We start from the raw sequence: 13,392 nt of genomic DNA, 5'->3' as shown, positions 1-13,392 counted from the left end.
CGTTGATGCCGGTGCGCGCAGCATGCGCCAGCGCCTGCGATTAGAGAATGCGCCGCACCTCGTCGACGTTCGCTGCCTGGCCGTCGGCCAGGTTGACCAGCACGCCGGACGCGTCACCGCTGATGCTCTGTACCTTGCCGTAGACCAGCGCCACCGGCTGCACCGAGGTGCCGTTGGCTGTGGCGTTGACGCGGAAGGTGTATTCGCCGTCCGCGACCGCGACACCGGCATCGTTCTTCCCGTCCCACGCCACGTCGTGCACGCCCGAGGTCTGGCCCTTCATGTCGATGGTGCGCACCACGTTGCCCTTGTCGTCGAGCACGTCGACCGTGACGGCGTCCGCCGTGGACGGCAGGTCGACGCCGAACCTGGAGGGCACACCGCCTTCGACCGACACCTGCTTGCCCGGCACCATCACCGTGCGGCCGATCAGCGCGGCGGAGTCCATCGCGCGGCTGGCGCTGACCTGGTTCAGCAGCTGCGACAGGGTCGCATTCATGGTCTGCATGCCGCTGACGGTGGAGATCTGCGCCAGCTGCGAGGTCAGCTGCGAGTTGTCCAGCGGCTTGAGCGGGTCCTGGTTGTTGAGCTGGGTCACCAGCATCTTCAGGAAGTTGTTCTGCAGGTCGGCGGCGCTGGCGCTGCTGTTCTTCAGAGCATCGTTGATGTTGGTGGTACTGCTGTTGCTGTTGACCGAAGAAGTGGTTGTCATGTCGCGCGGTTCCTCTTTCCTTAGCTCGTCGAGGGCCGTTACTGGCCGATCGTCAGCGTCTTGAGCATCATGTTCTTGGCGGAGTTGAGCACCTCGACATTGGCCTGGTACGAGCGCGAGGCCGAGATCATGTTGACCATCTCTTCCACCGGGTTGACGTTGGGCATGACCACGTAGCCCTGCGCGTTCGCCATCGGATGCGTGGGGTTGTGGACCATGCGCGGCGGCGAAGGGTCTTCGCTGATGCCGGCCACCTGGACCCCGCCGACGTCGCTCTGGCCGGGCGTGGGCGCCATGCCGAACACGACCTGCTTGGCACGGTAGGCCTGCCCGTCCGGGCTGACCACGCTGTCGGCGTTGGCCAGGTTGGACGCGGTCACGTTCATGCGCTGCGACTGCGCCGCCATGGCCGAGCCCGCGACGTCGAAGATGTTCATTGCCGGCATGCGCTCCCTCCTTGCTGCTGGATCTGTTGCTCGCTTATTGCTGGATCGCCGCCAGCATGGTCTTGATCTTCGAGTTCATCACCGTCAGGCCCGACTCGAAATGCACCGCGTTGTCGGCGAAGGCCACGCGCTCGGCATCCATTTCAACGGTGTTGCCGTCGACGCTGGACTGCAGCGGAATGCGGTAGGCCAGATCGAACGCCTCGCGGGTCGGCGCCTGCGCGGGCAGGTGGCGGACCTGGGTGGTCGACAGCGACATGCCTTCGTTGCGATGGCCGCGTTCCACGGACTGCGCCAGCGTGCTGGCGAAATCGAAGTCGCGGGCCTTGTAGCCCGGGGTATCGGCGTGCGCGATGTTGGAGGCAATCACCGATTGCCGCTGGTTGCGCAGGCTCAGCGCTTCCTGCTGGAAGCGTAGCGACGCGTCGAGTCTGTCGATCATGCTGGCATCTCCCTGGACGACCTTCTTCAGGGGTGCCATCTTAGGCGGGGGCCGGTGGCGCCAATCGGATGAATAAGGACGGGAAATCCTTGCATTTCGGCACGCCCTCGCGCGAGGCGCTGCCTACAATCGGAACCCGATGACTGATGTAGACGGGGCGCGCCGCCGGTCACGGGGCAGCGCGCCGGGCATGCCAGCGCAGGCCCCGCCGTCCTTGCCGGGAAGACCAGATGAACCCCAATCGCCGCTCCCTCCGACGCACCCTCGGCCGCTATTCCCGCCGCAACGGCCCGCGCAAGGCGCAGACCCTGCTGGCGGCAGGCCTGCTGTGCCTTGCCGGGGCCGCCGGCGCTGCGCCGGCGCAGGTCACTCCGGTCGCCATGCAGGCACCGGCGGCCGGCCAGCACGCGGCCGCTGCAAGCCCCTTCACCGAGGATCCCGCACGCGCTGCCGTGGAGCGCTTCCTGCTGCAGCAGACCGCCGGCCTGCCCGGCAAGGTCAGCGTGCAGGTGGCTCCGCCGTCGGGCGGCCGCGCGCCGGAGTGCGCATCGCCCGACCCGTTCCTGCCCGCCGGCGCCTCGCCGTGGGGGCGGGTCTCGGTCGGCGTGCGCTGTGGCGGCGAGCGGCCGTGGGTGCGCTATATGCAGGCGCGCGTATCGGTGCTGACCGACTATTACGTCGCGTCGCGCGCCCTGGGTCCGGGCGAACCGGTCAGCCAGGCCGATATCGAAGTGCGCCAGGGCGACCTTGCCACCTTGCCGCGCGCGGTCATCACCGACCCGGCCCAGCTCGCCGGCGCCGTCGCCGCCAACCGCATCGCCGCCGGCTCGCCCATGCGCAGCGACCTGCTGCGCAAGGCCATCGCGGTGCGCCAGGGACAGACCGTCACGGTGTCGGTCGAGGGTGAGGCGTTCCAGATCTCCAGCGAGGGCAAGGTGCTGGCCGACGCCGCCACCGGCAATACCGTGCAGGTCCGCCTGCGCAACGGCCAGGTGGTCAACGGGTTGGTGCGCAGCGGTGATACCGTCGTGCTGCAATAAGCACTTCGAGTCTGCCGATCGTGGCTGGCAGCCGGATTCCGATGGCACCGCGGCATGCGAAAATGCCGCCGGTCCAGCCGTGCGGGCGATATGGGACGCACCCCTGGGGCACGTTCCCTAAAGATTTCCCCGCCACGGCCGTAATGCCATAGGAAACCAGCAAGGAACGCCCGTGAAGATCAACCATTCCACCTCGTCCCGGCCCGCCGACGCGCCCGCAGGCGACGCCGCCGCCCGGCCCCAGGCCGCACCGGCCAGCGCCGCCCCGCCGTCCTCCGGGCTGAGCGTCAGTCCGCTGGCCGCACAGGTGCGCGAGATCAGCAGCCGCCTGGCGCAGGAAACCGACGACGATATCGATACCGCCAAGGTCGAAGAAATCCGCCAGGCCATCGCCGAAGGCCGGATCAAGATCGACCCGGGCAAGATTGCCGATGGCCTGCTCGCCAGCTTGCGCGAGCTAGGCCAGGCCGACCCTCAATAGCCAAATCATGAGCCAAAGCCTGATCCAGTCCCTGCAGCGTGAAACCGAAGGTGTTGAAGCTTTCGGGCAACTTCTTGCGCAAGAGCGAGATGCCATCAAGCGCGGGGATTTCACTGCGCTCAGCGAGTTGCTGACGCGCAAGGTGGAAGTGGGTCAGGGGCTGTCGCGGCAGGTCCGGGCGCGGGAAGCGCAGATGCAGGCGCTGGGCCTGCGTGCTGGCGCGGACGGGCAATTGCTTGGCCGGCTCGATGCCGGCGTGGCGGAGGCCTGGCGCAAGCTGATCTTTGCTGCGCGGGTGACGCGGGATGGCAATGCGCTGAATGGCGCGGTCATCAAGGCACATCTCGATTTCACGCAGCAGGCGATTCAGGCGCTGCGGCAGCATAGTGGCGGGGATGCCGGGTTGTATGGGAAGGATGGGAAGGCGGCGACCGGGGTTGGGGGGGTGAGCCTGGCGGCAGGCTGATTTGGGTTTTGCTTTGCGGACCGGCATCGGCTTTTTGTTGCGTGCCTTGCGGATAGGTCCCCATCTGGTGGCCAGCCAGGCACCTAGAACAGATGCCTACCGAAAGCCCACAACCACCTCATTACTCCGCCCCTGCAAAACCGGCACCAGACTCCCCTGTCCCGGCACCCGAAACGCAAACACAAACCCCTTGGTAGCATCATCGCCGGAGAACGCGGACGTTAGCCCCTCGGCCTGGGGCAACATCACACACCGCTGCGCATTGCACAAATATGCCTGCAACTCGGCCGGCGGCGTCTGCGCAAAGCTGTAACGCCACCGCACCGTCGTAATCACCCCTTCAGCCTGCGGCAACACCCCCACAGGCTGAATCGGCGCCGACACCGCCCGCTGCCCCCGCCCATGCAACGCCGGCCCATTGACCGACCCGGTCCACGCATGCCGTGTCCCACCTTCGATCGCCGACCAGGCACAAGCCGACGCAGCGAGCAGCACGACGCCGGCGCCGCGGGCAAGCAGGCCACCAACACCCATCACAACAACCCACGCAACTGGTTCCGCAACCGCGTAATCGCCTGCCCCCGGATCTGGCACACGCGCGACTCGGTCACATCCAGCACCGCCCCGATCTCCCGCAGGTTCAGCTCCTGGTCATAGCACAGCGACAGCACCAGCTTCTCGCGCTCGGGCAGCCGGTCGATGGCGCGGATCAGCGCTTGGCGCATGCCGCTTTCCATCAGCACCGTCAGCGGATTGCCGTCGTCGCTGCCGGCAAGATGGCGGTCGAGGAAATCCTCTTCCCCGGAGCGCTCGAAATCCTCGTAATGCAGCAGCTGGCAGCCATAGACCTCGTTGAGCAGGACCTGGTATTCGCCCAGCGGCATCTCCATCGCCTCGGCCACCTCGGAATCGAGCGGCGTGCGTCCGAGCTTCTGCTCGAGCGAGCGCTGGGTGCGTTCGATGCGCCGCGTGAACTGGCGCAGGCTGCGCGACTGCCAGTCGTTAGCGCGCACCTCGTCGAGCATGGCGCCGCGGATGCGCTGGCTGGCGTAGGTCTCGAAGCGCGCGCCGTGGGTGTCTTCATAGCGCTTGGCGGCGTCGAGCAGGCCGATCATGCCGGCCTGGATCAGGTCGTCGATCTGCACGCTGGCAGGCAGCTTGGCGGCCAGCTGCAAGGCGATGCGACGCACCAGCTGTGCGTGCGCCTTGACCACATCGGCCTGGTCGAGCTTTCCCTGGATCGTGTACATGGTGCAATTCTCGTGAATGCTGGATTGCTGGACGGGCACGCCACGCGGCGCGCCGGCTGGCTCAGGGTCTGGTTCGTTGGTAAGGCATGGCTCGGGTGGCGCTCACGCCGGCACCGGCGTCGCGGCAGGGGCCGGCGCCTCGGCGCGCAGCGGCCAGCCGCCGATGCTGCCGGCGGTGCGTCGCAGCGCGCTGGTCGCGGGTGCTGCCGGGAAGGCCTCGACCACGCAGCGGCCAAGCTGCACGCCGCGCGCCACCAGCGGGTCGGCCGGCAGCCAGCCGGCGCACAGCACTTCCACGCCGAGGTACTGGCTGGCGGTACGCGCCAGGTTGCGCAGGATCGCCTGCACGGCGGCTTCGGTGGCGGCCATGTTGACCACCAGGTAGAAGCGGCGCCAGGCATACAGGTGATGCAGGCGCTTGATGCAGGCATAGGCGGCGGTGATCGACGCCAGCTCCGGGCGCATCACGATCACCACGTTGTGCGCGCCGCCGGCAAAGGGCGACAGCGCGCCGTCGGCATCGGCGGTGGCATCGACCAGCACGCTGCGAAAGGCCGACAGCGCCGCGGCGGGCACGTCGAGCCCCGCGCGTTGGCGGCCGGCCGGCAGCACCGATACCGCGCCGCCGGTGCCGACGCCCGCCGCGGCTTCCAGCGGCAGGCGTCCTTCCTGCACGTCGGCGAGCGTGCCGGCCGGGGTCGCGCCGGCGAGCCTGGTCGCGCGCGCCGTGGCCGGGTCTTCGTCGAGCAGCAGTACGCGCTCGCCCTGCATCGCAAGCGCGTGCGAAAGGCCCAGCGCCACCGTGGTGGCGCCGGCACCGCGTTCGCTGGCGACCACGGCGATGCGGCGCGTGGTGCGCGGCGCCAGCATGCGCCGCAGGCTTTCCGCCTGGTCCATGGCGAGCGTGCTCACTGCAGGGCTCCCATGACATCGGCCGCTTCCGCGACAGCGGGTGCCGCCGCGGCGCGGCCGGAGTAATTCTCCAGCACGTCGAGCAGCGCCAGCATGCGGCCCATGCCTTCATTGAGCACGGTGCCCGGCACCGCCGTGCCGGCTCGCACGGTGCGCCCGGCCAGGCGTGCCAGGAACGCCGGCGCGGTCGCGGTTGGCGCGTGTTCGAGGCACAGCACCGACAGGCCAAGCTGCAGCGCCGCGAGCGCGGCACTGGCGGCGTGGCCGGCTTCGGCATCCTGCGCGAAGTGGTCGATGGCATGGCGCAGCGTGCGCAGGCGCGTTTCGGCCGTATCCGACCATGGCGCCCAGTGCGCCACCTGTGCTGCATCCGGCGCCAGCGCCGGGTCGCACAGCAGATAACGGGTATCGAGCAGCTCGCCGCTGGCGCGGTCGACCAGGCGCACCACCACCAGGCAGGCATCGATGCCGCCTTCGGGAGCGCCCTTGCCACGCGCGGGGCTGTCGGGCACGCGCACGTCGGCAGTGGCCAGCCAGCGTACCGCGTCGCGCTCGCACACGATGGCGTCGCCGATGGCGTGGAAGGTCAGCGTATCGGCGAGTGCATCGAGCTTCCAGGCGGCGCCTGCGCCCACCACGCGCACGGTCTTGCGCGCGCCCGCGATCCAGCGTTCGCCGGCCTGCTGCCAGCGCGCCAGCGTGGCGGCGGACGGCATCGCGTCGACCACGTTGACCACCCTGCGCGCAGCGCTCATGGCGGCGCGCAGGTTGGCGGCCTCGGCGTCGGCCTCGCCCAGCGGCTGGCCGGCGCGGCCAGCGGCGGTGACGGTGGCGGCCAGCGGCGTGCCGTCGCGGTCGCCCAGCCACAGCGTGTGCTGCAGCGGCTGCGGCGTGCGGCGGTCGGGCACGCTGACCGGCAGCGTGGCCGCCAGCGCCAGCACGTACTGGTCGCAGGCACGGTTGACGTCGCGGCAGACCGCTTCGCGCACCTGCTGCGCCATCGCGCGCAGCGCGGTATCGCCCGCGGTGCGCTGCTGCCACAGCGAGCGCGCCAGGTCGAAGCCCAGGCCCGCGCCGTTGAGTTCCGCGACACACTGGCCCAGCGCATCGGCGCTGTCGGTGAGCGAGCGCAGCACGTCTTCGGCGCCGCCCTTCCCGCCCTTCCCGGACTGATCGTCCGCTGCCGCGTGGCGGCGGCGCGCGACGTCGGCATCGTTAAAGACCGAGCCGCGGCGCGGTGTCAGGAAAGCGCGTTCGACCAGCGCGGCGCTGCTGGCCAGCTCCAGGTGCTCGGGCACGCGCTGGCCGGTCGAGGCGTAGAACACCGGCAGCCGATGGCGGATCACCACATCGAGCACCGAGCCCAGGTGGGTAGCTTCATCCAGCTTGCTGATGATGCAGCCGTCGATGCCGCCATCGTTGGGCGCGGCGTCGTGTCGGTAGGCATGCACGACTTCATTGAGCGTGTCGCCGTGGCTGGCGCCGTTGAGCAGCAGCACGCGCTGCACCGGCGCGGGCACGCCGGCGAGCATGGCGATCTGCTCCGACAGGCTGCGGTCGCGCTGGCTCATGCCGACGGTGTCGATGATGACCAGGTGCTTGTCCTTCATTGCCGCCAGCGCGAAGCGCAGGTCGGCGGCGTCCTTCACCGCATGCACCGGCACGCCGAGGATGTCGCCATAGATGCGCAGCTGTTCATGCGCGCCGATACGGAAGCTGTCGGTGGTCAGCAACGCCAGCTTGTCGGCGCCGTGGCGCAGCACGAACCGCGCCGCCAGCTTGGCGGTGGTGGTGGTCTTGCCCACGCCGGTGGGCCCGATCAGCGCCAGCACGCCGCCCTGTGCGAACAGCTGGTCTTCGTCGCCCAGCACCGGCACCTTGCTGGCCAGCTCCTTGCGGATCCAGGTCATCGCGGCCGGACGGTCGTAGCACAGCGGCAGGCGTGCCAGCAGCGTGCGCGCCAGCTGGCCGGAGAAGCCGGCCCCCACCATCCATTCGAACAGCGATTCGCGCAGCGGGTCGCTGGCGGCAACGCCGTGGCCCGCCGCGGTGGGCGCATTGCCGATGCCGGCAAGCTGGCGCTCCAGCATCGCGCGCATCGACTGCAGCTCGCCGCGCAGGTCGCCAATGGCTGCAGGCTCCGCCGCCGGCGCGGGCGGCACATAGGCCTGCGCGCTGGCCGATACGCTGCCCAGGTCGGCATCGCGCATCGCGACGATCTCGACACCGCCCTCTACGGTACGGTTGGACAGCACCACGGCATCGGGGCCCATGGCTTCGCGCACCTGGCGCATGGCTTCACGGCCGTTGGCGGCAACAAATTTAGCTACGCTCATCGTTGGCTCTGTCGGGTGATCGCTCACGCGCCGATCATGGCGGTGATGCGGATATTGCGGTTGTCAGGCACTTCGGCATGCGACAGCACCCGCAGCTGCGGCAGCGTGCGGCGCAGGAAGCGCGCCATCAGCGGGCGCAGCTGCGACGGCACCAGCAGCACCGGGTCCAGCCCCATCTGCTCCTGGCGCGTGACCGCGCCCTGGGTCTGCTGCAGCAGCGCATCGGCCAGGCCCGGCTCGATGCCGCCGCCGTTGGTCAGCGCCTGCGACAGCACCCGCTCGAGGCCGGCGTCGAGGCCGATCACCTGCAGGTCGGCGTTGTTGGGGAACAGCTGCTGCGTGATGGCGCGGCCCATGGCCACGCGCACCATCGCGGTCAGTTCGTTCGGATCGCTGATCTTGGGCGCATGCTCGGCCACCACGTCGAGGATGGTGCGCATGTCGCGGATCGCCACGCCTTCGTCGAGCAGGTTCTGCAGGATCTTCTGCAGCGCCGTCAGCGAGATGGTCTTGGGCACCAGGTCTTCGGTCAGCTTGGGCGCGTCCCTGGCGATGCGGTCCAGCAGCGCCTGCACTTCCTGGCGGCCGAGCAGCTCGGCCGCATGCATGTGGATCAGGTGATTCAGGTGCGTGGCGACCACGGTGCTGGCATCGACCACGGTGTAGCCGTAGGACTGCGCCTGCTCCTTGATGCCCGCGTCGATCCATACCGCCGGCAGGCCGAAGGCGGGATCGCGCGTGGCCGCGCCCGGCAGCGTGCCGCTGACCTGGCCCGGGTTGATCGCCATCCATTGCCCCGGCATGGCTTCGCCGCGGCCGATCTCGACGCCCTTGAGCGTGATGCGGTAGGCGTTGGGCTTGAGTTCCAGGTTGTCGCGGATATGCACCACCGGCACCAGGAAGCCGATTTCCTGCGCCACCTTCTTGCGGATGCTCTTGATGCGGCCGAGCAGTTCGCCGTCCTGCGCGCGGTCGACCAGCGTGATCAGGCGATAGCCCACTTCCATGCCAAGCGGGTCGACCAGCGAGACGTCGTCCCAGCTGGCTTCGGTCGACTCCTGCGCGACAGCGGGCGCGCGTTCCTCGCGCTGCCTGACCTGCTGCTGCGTCGCCGCCTTGCGCGACAGGTAGCGGCCCATCCAGACCAGCGCGCCGGACAGCAGCAGGAAGGCGAAATGCGGCATGCCCGGGATGATGCCCATCAGCCCCATGATGCCGGCGGTCAGGTACAACACGCGCGGGTTGGAGAACAGCTGCCCGGTCAGCTGTTCGCCGACATCCTGCTCATTGGCCACGCGCGACACGATCACGCCGGCCGCGGTGGAGATCACCAGCGCCGGGATCTGCGCGACCAGGCCGTCGCCGATGGTCAGCAGCGTGTAGTTGTGCACTGCGGTGCCGAAGTCCAGGTCGTGCTGCACCATGCCCACCACCATGCCCGCGGCGACGTTGATGAACATGATGATCAGGCCCGCCACGGCGTCACCGCGCACGAACTTGCTGGCACCGTCCATGGCGCCGTAGAAGTCGGATTCCTGCGCCACTTCGGCGCGGCGCTTCTTGGCCGCCGCTTCGTCGATCAGGCCGGCGTTGAGGTCGGCATCGATCGACATCTGCTTGCCGGGCATCGAGTCCAGCATGAAGCGCGCGCCCACCTCGGCAATCCGGCCCGCGCCCTTGGTGATGACCATGAAGTTGATCACAACCAGGATTGCGAACACCACGATGCCGACCGCGAAGTTGCCGCCCACCAGGAAGTGGCCGAACGCTTCCACCACTTTGCCGGCGGCGTCCGGGCCGGTATGGCCTTCGAGCAGCACCACGCGGGTGGAGGCGACATTCAGCGACAGGCGCAGCAGCGTGGTAAACAGCAGCACCGCGGGGAACGCGGCAAAGTCCAGCGGCTTCTGCGTGTACATGCTGACCAGCAGCACCATGATCGCCAGCGCGATATTGAAGGTGAACAGCAGATCCAGCACGAAGGCCGGCAGCGGCAGGATCATCATCCCCAGGATCATGATGATCAGCAGCGGCCCGGTGAAGGCCTTCATCTGGCCGGCCGAGCGCAGGCCAGGCAGGTTCAGCAATGAGCTCAGAGCATTCATTCGCGGCTTTCCGGTACGGCGAGTTCATCAGGCACCAGCAGGTCCGACGGCGCCTGCGGCTGCGGGCCCTGCGAGTAGTGCCAGTGCTTCAGTTGGTAGACCCAGGCCAGCACTTCGGCCACGGCGGTATAGAGTCCGGCGGGAATCTCGTGGCCCAGCTCCACGTGGCGGTGCAGCGCGCGCGCCAGCGGCGGCGCCGACATCAGCGGCACGCGGTGCTCGGCGGCCAGCGCGCGGATGCGCGCGGCGACTTCGCCGGTGCCCTTGGCCACCACGCGCGGCGCGCCCATGCGGCCCTCTTCATAGCGCAGCGCCACGGCGAAGTGCGTGGGGTTGGTCACCACCACGTCGGCCTTGGGCACCTCGGTCATCATGCGGCGGCGGGCCATGGCGCGCTGCTGCTGGCGGATGCGGTTCTTGATATGCGGATCGCCCTCGCTCTCCTTGAATTCCTGCTTGACCTCTTCCTTGGTCATGCGCAGCTTCTTGAAGAACTCCCAGTACTGCCAGGGCACGTCGATGGCCGCCACCACCAGCAGCGACAGCGACACCACCAGGCAGCAGTACAGCACCAGGTCGACCATGTGCAGCAGCGCTTCCTGGACCGGTGCGTTCATCAGCGCGATCGCCTCAGGCAGGCGCTGCCACAGCACCCAGGCGCCGACCGCGCCGACCAGCAGCGACTTGGCCACCGCCTTGAGCAACTCCACCAGGGAATGCGCGGAGAACAGGCGGCCCAATCCGGCCATCGGCGACATGCGCGAGAACTGCGGCGCGAACGACTTGGCCGAGAACACCCAGCCGCCCAGCATCAGCGGCGCGGCCAGTGCGGCAACGCCGAACAGCAGCAGCAGCGGCAGGAAGGCGAGCAGGCTGTCCCACACCATCAGCACGAAGCGCGACAGCATGCGCGAGGTATCAAAGGCGGTTTCCCGCTCGAAGCGCAGCGCGCCCTGCATGACCTGATTGAGGCTGCGGCCCATGTGGCCGCCCAGCGTCCACAGGCCGAGGACGCCGGCGATCAGCATGATGAACGTGGCCAGCTCGCGCGAACGCACCACCTGCCCCTCCTCGCGCGCCTTTTCCAGGCGCCGGGGTGAGGCGGGTTCGGTTTTCTCGAGATCGCTTTCTTCGGACATCCACGCTCCGTGCGAAGCGGCAGACCGCTATTCGTCAGCACGGATTATCGAAGCGTGGGGGGCTTCCCATTCATGGGAAAAGGCGGGGGATTTGGGTGTTGTTTGGGAAATCGGGGGACTTGGGGGATTAACGGCGGGGGGTTGGGAGACTTTAGGGAAATCTGGAGTGGCCGTCGACCGGCGAGTGCCTTGAAACAAGCCACCGCCCGTCGTGGACGCACTCCTGTGGGTGAGCGCTGTGCTTGTCCATCAGGCATCGTCAGCGAACCTGCCAGTCGCGCGCAAAACGCCGGAAGCCTTCCAATGCCTTACGAACTCCCTGTGGGGCCTCTCGGGTTCTTCACCATAATTGGAGGTAGGCTTCACGGAGGGTGTGATGAACCACGCACTGCAAATGATTGCCGCGTTCGCTGCGATGCTCTTCGCCGGGGCCGCCTTGTATATCAACGTGGTTGAGCATCCCGCAAGAATGGTGCTTGAGACAAGGTCCGCGGCACAGCAGTGGGCGCCCAGCTATAAGCGCGCCACGCTCATGCAGGCTCCATTGGCGCTGGTCAGCTTACTGAGCGGAGTGATGGCATGGCTTTTGGGCGCCAGTATCTGGTGGTTTGCTGCCGCGCTACTGATCGGATCTGTCGTGCCGTACACCTTGCTCGTCGTAATGCCCATCAACCACAAGATTCTCGAGCCGGATCGCGATCTATCGTCGGTGGAGACCCGGGAACTCTTGCAGAAATGGGCCAGGCTGCATGGAGTGCGCACAGCATTGAGTCTTGTCGCGTCCGCCATCGATGTGTGGCAGTTGGGTGGAGTTGGAAATGGAGTCACTTGAACTGAAGATCCCGCCAGCCGGTGAATGACATGACGACCCTGAGTTCGCCCATCGCGGCGTCCGGATGAGGGCATACGCCTGACAGCTTCCGGCCTGTATCTCGAACGAAACAGATTGCACCGATTTCACCAGCGCCTCGAATCTATATGTCTGCCATAACATAATAAAAACAACACATCCGGCAGTGTTGGCATCTTTGTTGCGGCTTATTTGGGGTGACGGGCTCGCGCGCCAAGCCTGCCGAACAGCAGGGCATTTTGCATGGGTTGCGGGTATGGAAAGATTGCGGTTTGCGCCATGCCCTACCCGTTCCGCCGGGTCGCATGCCAAGACAGGTTTCGAATCCGGGGCACTTCGGCCAGGAGACTGCGATGTCCGGGAGATTCCTTCTTGTGCTTGCAATTTCATTCTTTCTCGGCGGCTGCGGCGGCGACGACAACGACAGCAACGAAGCAGCCACCACGCCGGTGCAGCCTCTGACGGTGCCGCTCAGCACAGCCATGGCAAGTCTGGCGGCGAATGGACTGACCGCAAGTTTCTCGATTTCCGGCACGGTAGAGAATGTGCCGGTATCAGGCTCCGGAACCCTGACCGCAACCCCTTTCGTTGCGACCTCTCTGAATAACACTTCGGTATTGAGGACCACTGAAACCGTCAGCGGCACGGTTGTCGCAAATGGTAATTCGATGCCGTTCTCGAACACCAGGACCATCTCCCGCAATACCGTTACCTATGCCGTGATGGTGATCGACGAGGGGGATGCCTTTGTGGTGTTCGCCGACTATACGATTCCACCGACAGTGAAGGCCGGCGACTCGGGACCTCTGGCAAGCGCCACGATTTACTCGGACAGCACACAGGCCACGAAGGTGGGAACACTTACCGAGTCCTATAGCGTTGCCGCCGATACCGGAAGCAGCCTGCTCTTGACCTTGCTCGACAAGGTGTTCGACAACAGCAATGCCCGCATCGCCGAGGATGAGACCATATTCCGCATCGACACCAGCGGCAACATCAGCTTTGTTTCGTCCAGATCCACGATGTTCAATATCAATGGGCAATCGCTGGGCACGCTGGTGTTCCAGTAGGGTAGTCAGGAGCAGGCCTATAGGCCAATCATGCGAGGCCACTGATACCTGGCCTTCTAGAATCTAACGACTCGAACGACAAAAGCGCCGGCGATCGCCTTCTCGTCCGACCGGAATCGGGCCATAAGGCGCCGTTCGACGGC

14 protein-coding genes are annotated in these 13,392 nt (G+C 67.1%); 5 read left to right on the top strand and 9 right to left on the bottom strand.

Features of this window, described 5'->3' with window-relative positions:
• Positions 1-40: 40 nt before the first annotated feature.
• From flgD to flgB, 3 genes are read right to left on the bottom strand one after another with little or no spacing between them, the layout of a single operon-like run.
• Positions 41-712: a flagellar hook assembly protein FlgD gene (gene flgD / locus E0W60_RS07285; protein WP_135703497.1), complete on the bottom strand. Its 672-nt coding sequence runs from the start codon at positions 710-712 to the stop codon at positions 41-43.
• Positions 713-750: 38 nt separating this feature from the next.
• The gene (gene flgC, locus E0W60_RS07280) at positions 751-1,158 is read right to left on the bottom strand and encodes a flagellar basal body rod protein FlgC (protein ID WP_029048751.1); all 408 of its coding nucleotides are present in this window, start codon (positions 1,156-1,158) and stop codon (positions 751-753) included.
• A gap of 34 nt (positions 1,159-1,192) precedes the next feature.
• On the bottom strand, positions 1,193-1,600 hold the full coding sequence (gene flgB / locus E0W60_RS07275; RefSeq protein ID WP_135703496.1) for a flagellar basal body rod protein FlgB: 408 nt from the start codon (positions 1,598-1,600) through the stop codon (positions 1,193-1,195).
• A gap of 230 nt (positions 1,601-1,830) precedes the next feature.
• On the opposite strand from flgB, the gene flgA reads away from it, so the two are divergent.
• The 3 genes from flgA to E0W60_RS07260 all read left to right on the top strand — a co-directional run bounded on the left by flgA (position 1,831) and on the right by E0W60_RS07260 (position 3,587).
• A complete protein-coding gene (gene flgA, locus E0W60_RS07270) occupies positions 1,831-2,640 on the top strand; it encodes a flagellar basal body P-ring formation chaperone FlgA (protein ID WP_135703495.1) in 810 nt (269 codons plus the stop codon).
• 172 nt (positions 2,641-2,812) lie between these two features.
• Positions 2,813-3,121: a flagellar biosynthesis anti-sigma factor FlgM gene (gene flgM / locus E0W60_RS07265; protein ID WP_133093411.1), complete on the top strand. Its 309-nt coding sequence runs from the start codon at positions 2,813-2,815 to the stop codon at positions 3,119-3,121.
• A 7-nt stretch (positions 3,122-3,128) separates the two neighbouring features.
• Positions 3,129-3,587 (top strand): flagellar protein FlgN, encoded by a 459-nt coding sequence (locus tag E0W60_RS07260; protein WP_135703494.1) that lies wholly within the window; start codon positions 3,129-3,131, stop codon positions 3,585-3,587.
• Positions 3,588-3,683: 96 nt separating this feature from the next.
• Here E0W60_RS07260 and E0W60_RS07255 read toward each other — a convergent pair whose 3' ends face one another.
• From E0W60_RS07255 to flhB, 6 genes are all read right to left on the bottom strand, one after another.
• Positions 3,684-4,121: a flagellar protein FlhE gene (locus tag E0W60_RS07255; RefSeq protein ID WP_135703493.1), complete on the bottom strand. Its 438-nt coding sequence runs from the start codon at positions 4,119-4,121 to the stop codon at positions 3,684-3,686.
• Positions 4,121-4,837, bottom strand: coding sequence for an RNA polymerase sigma factor FliA (locus E0W60_RS07250; protein ID WP_133098475.1), 717 nt, complete (start codon positions 4,835-4,837; stop codon positions 4,121-4,123). The genes E0W60_RS07255 and E0W60_RS07250 overlap by 1 nt, the downstream gene beginning before the upstream one ends.
• Positions 4,838-4,939: 102 nt before the next feature.
• The gene (locus E0W60_RS07245) at positions 4,940-5,734 is read right to left on the bottom strand and encodes a MinD/ParA family ATP-binding protein (RefSeq protein ID WP_135703997.1); all 795 of its coding nucleotides are present in this window, start codon (positions 5,732-5,734) and stop codon (positions 4,940-4,942) included.
• Between the two features lie 11 nt (positions 5,735-5,745).
• Positions 5,746-8,085: a flagellar biosynthesis protein FlhF gene (gene flhF / locus E0W60_RS07240; RefSeq protein ID WP_135703492.1), complete on the bottom strand. Its 2,340-nt coding sequence runs from the start codon at positions 8,083-8,085 to the stop codon at positions 5,746-5,748.
• 23 nt (positions 8,086-8,108) lie between these two features.
• Positions 8,109-10,190 carry a flagellar biosynthesis protein FlhA gene (gene flhA / locus E0W60_RS07235; protein WP_135703491.1) on the bottom strand — a complete coding sequence of 694 codons (2,082 nt, stop codon included), beginning with the start codon at positions 10,188-10,190 and terminating at the stop codon, positions 8,109-8,111.
• The gene (gene flhB / locus E0W60_RS07230) at positions 10,187-11,329 is read right to left on the bottom strand and encodes a flagellar biosynthesis protein FlhB (RefSeq protein WP_135703490.1); all 1,143 of its coding nucleotides are present in this window, start codon (positions 11,327-11,329) and stop codon (positions 10,187-10,189) included. Before flhB ends, flhA begins: the two co-directional genes overlap by 4 nt.
• Positions 11,330-11,705: 376 nt before the next feature.
• Here flhB and E0W60_RS07225 point away from each other — a divergent pair, with 376 nt between their 5' ends.
• Positions 11,706-12,161 (top strand): DUF1772 domain-containing protein, encoded by a 456-nt coding sequence (locus E0W60_RS07225; RefSeq protein WP_135703489.1) that lies wholly within the window; start codon positions 11,706-11,708, stop codon positions 12,159-12,161.
• A 371-nt stretch (positions 12,162-12,532) separates the two neighbouring features.
• Positions 12,533-13,249, top strand: a complete 717-nt coding sequence (locus E0W60_RS07220; RefSeq protein WP_135703488.1) for a hypothetical protein — start codon at positions 12,533-12,535, stop codon at positions 13,247-13,249.
• Positions 13,250-13,392 lie beyond the last annotated feature (143 nt).

It is taken from the genome of Cupriavidus oxalaticus, from assembly GCF_004768545.1.
In the GTDB taxonomy this organism is placed as follows: domain Bacteria; phylum Pseudomonadota; class Gammaproteobacteria; order Burkholderiales; family Burkholderiaceae; genus Cupriavidus; species Cupriavidus oxalaticus_A.
The sequence above is the reverse complement of the archived record's forward strand: the minus strand, read 5'-3'. Positions and strand labels throughout refer to the sequence as shown.

Bases quoted from the DNA above. Each gene is read 5' to 3' on its own strand.
- flhB (WP_135703490.1), bottom strand. From the start codon at position 11,329: ATGTCCGAAGAAAGCGATCTCGAGAAAACCGAACCCGCCTCACCCCGG.
- E0W60_RS07250 (WP_133098475.1), bottom strand. From the start codon at position 4,837: ATGTACACGATCCAGGGAAAGCTCGACCAGGCCGATGTGGTCAAGGCG.
- flhF (WP_135703492.1), bottom strand. From the start codon at position 8,085: ATGAGCGTAGCTAAATTTGTTGCCGCCAACGGCCGTGAAGCCATGCGC.
- flgC (WP_029048751.1), bottom strand. From the start codon at position 1,158: ATGCCGGCAATGAACATCTTCGACGTCGCGGGCTCGGCCATGGCGGCG.
- flgD (WP_135703497.1), bottom strand. From the start codon at position 712: ATGACAACCACTTCTTCGGTCAACAGCAACAGCAGTACCACCAACATC.
- E0W60_RS07245 (WP_135703997.1), bottom strand. From the start codon at position 5,734: ATGGACCAGGCGGAAAGCCTGCGGCGCATGCTGGCGCCGCGCACCACG.
- flgA (WP_135703495.1), top strand. From the start codon at position 1,831: ATGAACCCCAATCGCCGCTCCCTCCGACGCACCCTCGGCCGCTATTCC.
- E0W60_RS07255 (WP_135703493.1), bottom strand. From the start codon at position 4,121: ATGGGTGTTGGTGGCCTGCTTGCCCGCGGCGCCGGCGTCGTGCTGCTC.
- flgB (WP_135703496.1), bottom strand. From the start codon at position 1,600: ATGATCGACAGACTCGACGCGTCGCTACGCTTCCAGCAGGAAGCGCTG.
- E0W60_RS07220 (WP_135703488.1), top strand. From the start codon at position 12,533: ATGTCCGGGAGATTCCTTCTTGTGCTTGCAATTTCATTCTTTCTCGGC.
- E0W60_RS07225 (WP_135703489.1), top strand. From the start codon at position 11,706: ATGAACCACGCACTGCAAATGATTGCCGCGTTCGCTGCGATGCTCTTC.
- E0W60_RS07260 (WP_135703494.1), top strand. From the start codon at position 3,129: ATGAGCCAAAGCCTGATCCAGTCCCTGCAGCGTGAAACCGAAGGTGTT.
- flhA (WP_135703491.1), bottom strand. From the start codon at position 10,190: ATGAATGCTCTGAGCTCATTGCTGAACCTGCCTGGCCTGCGCTCGGCC.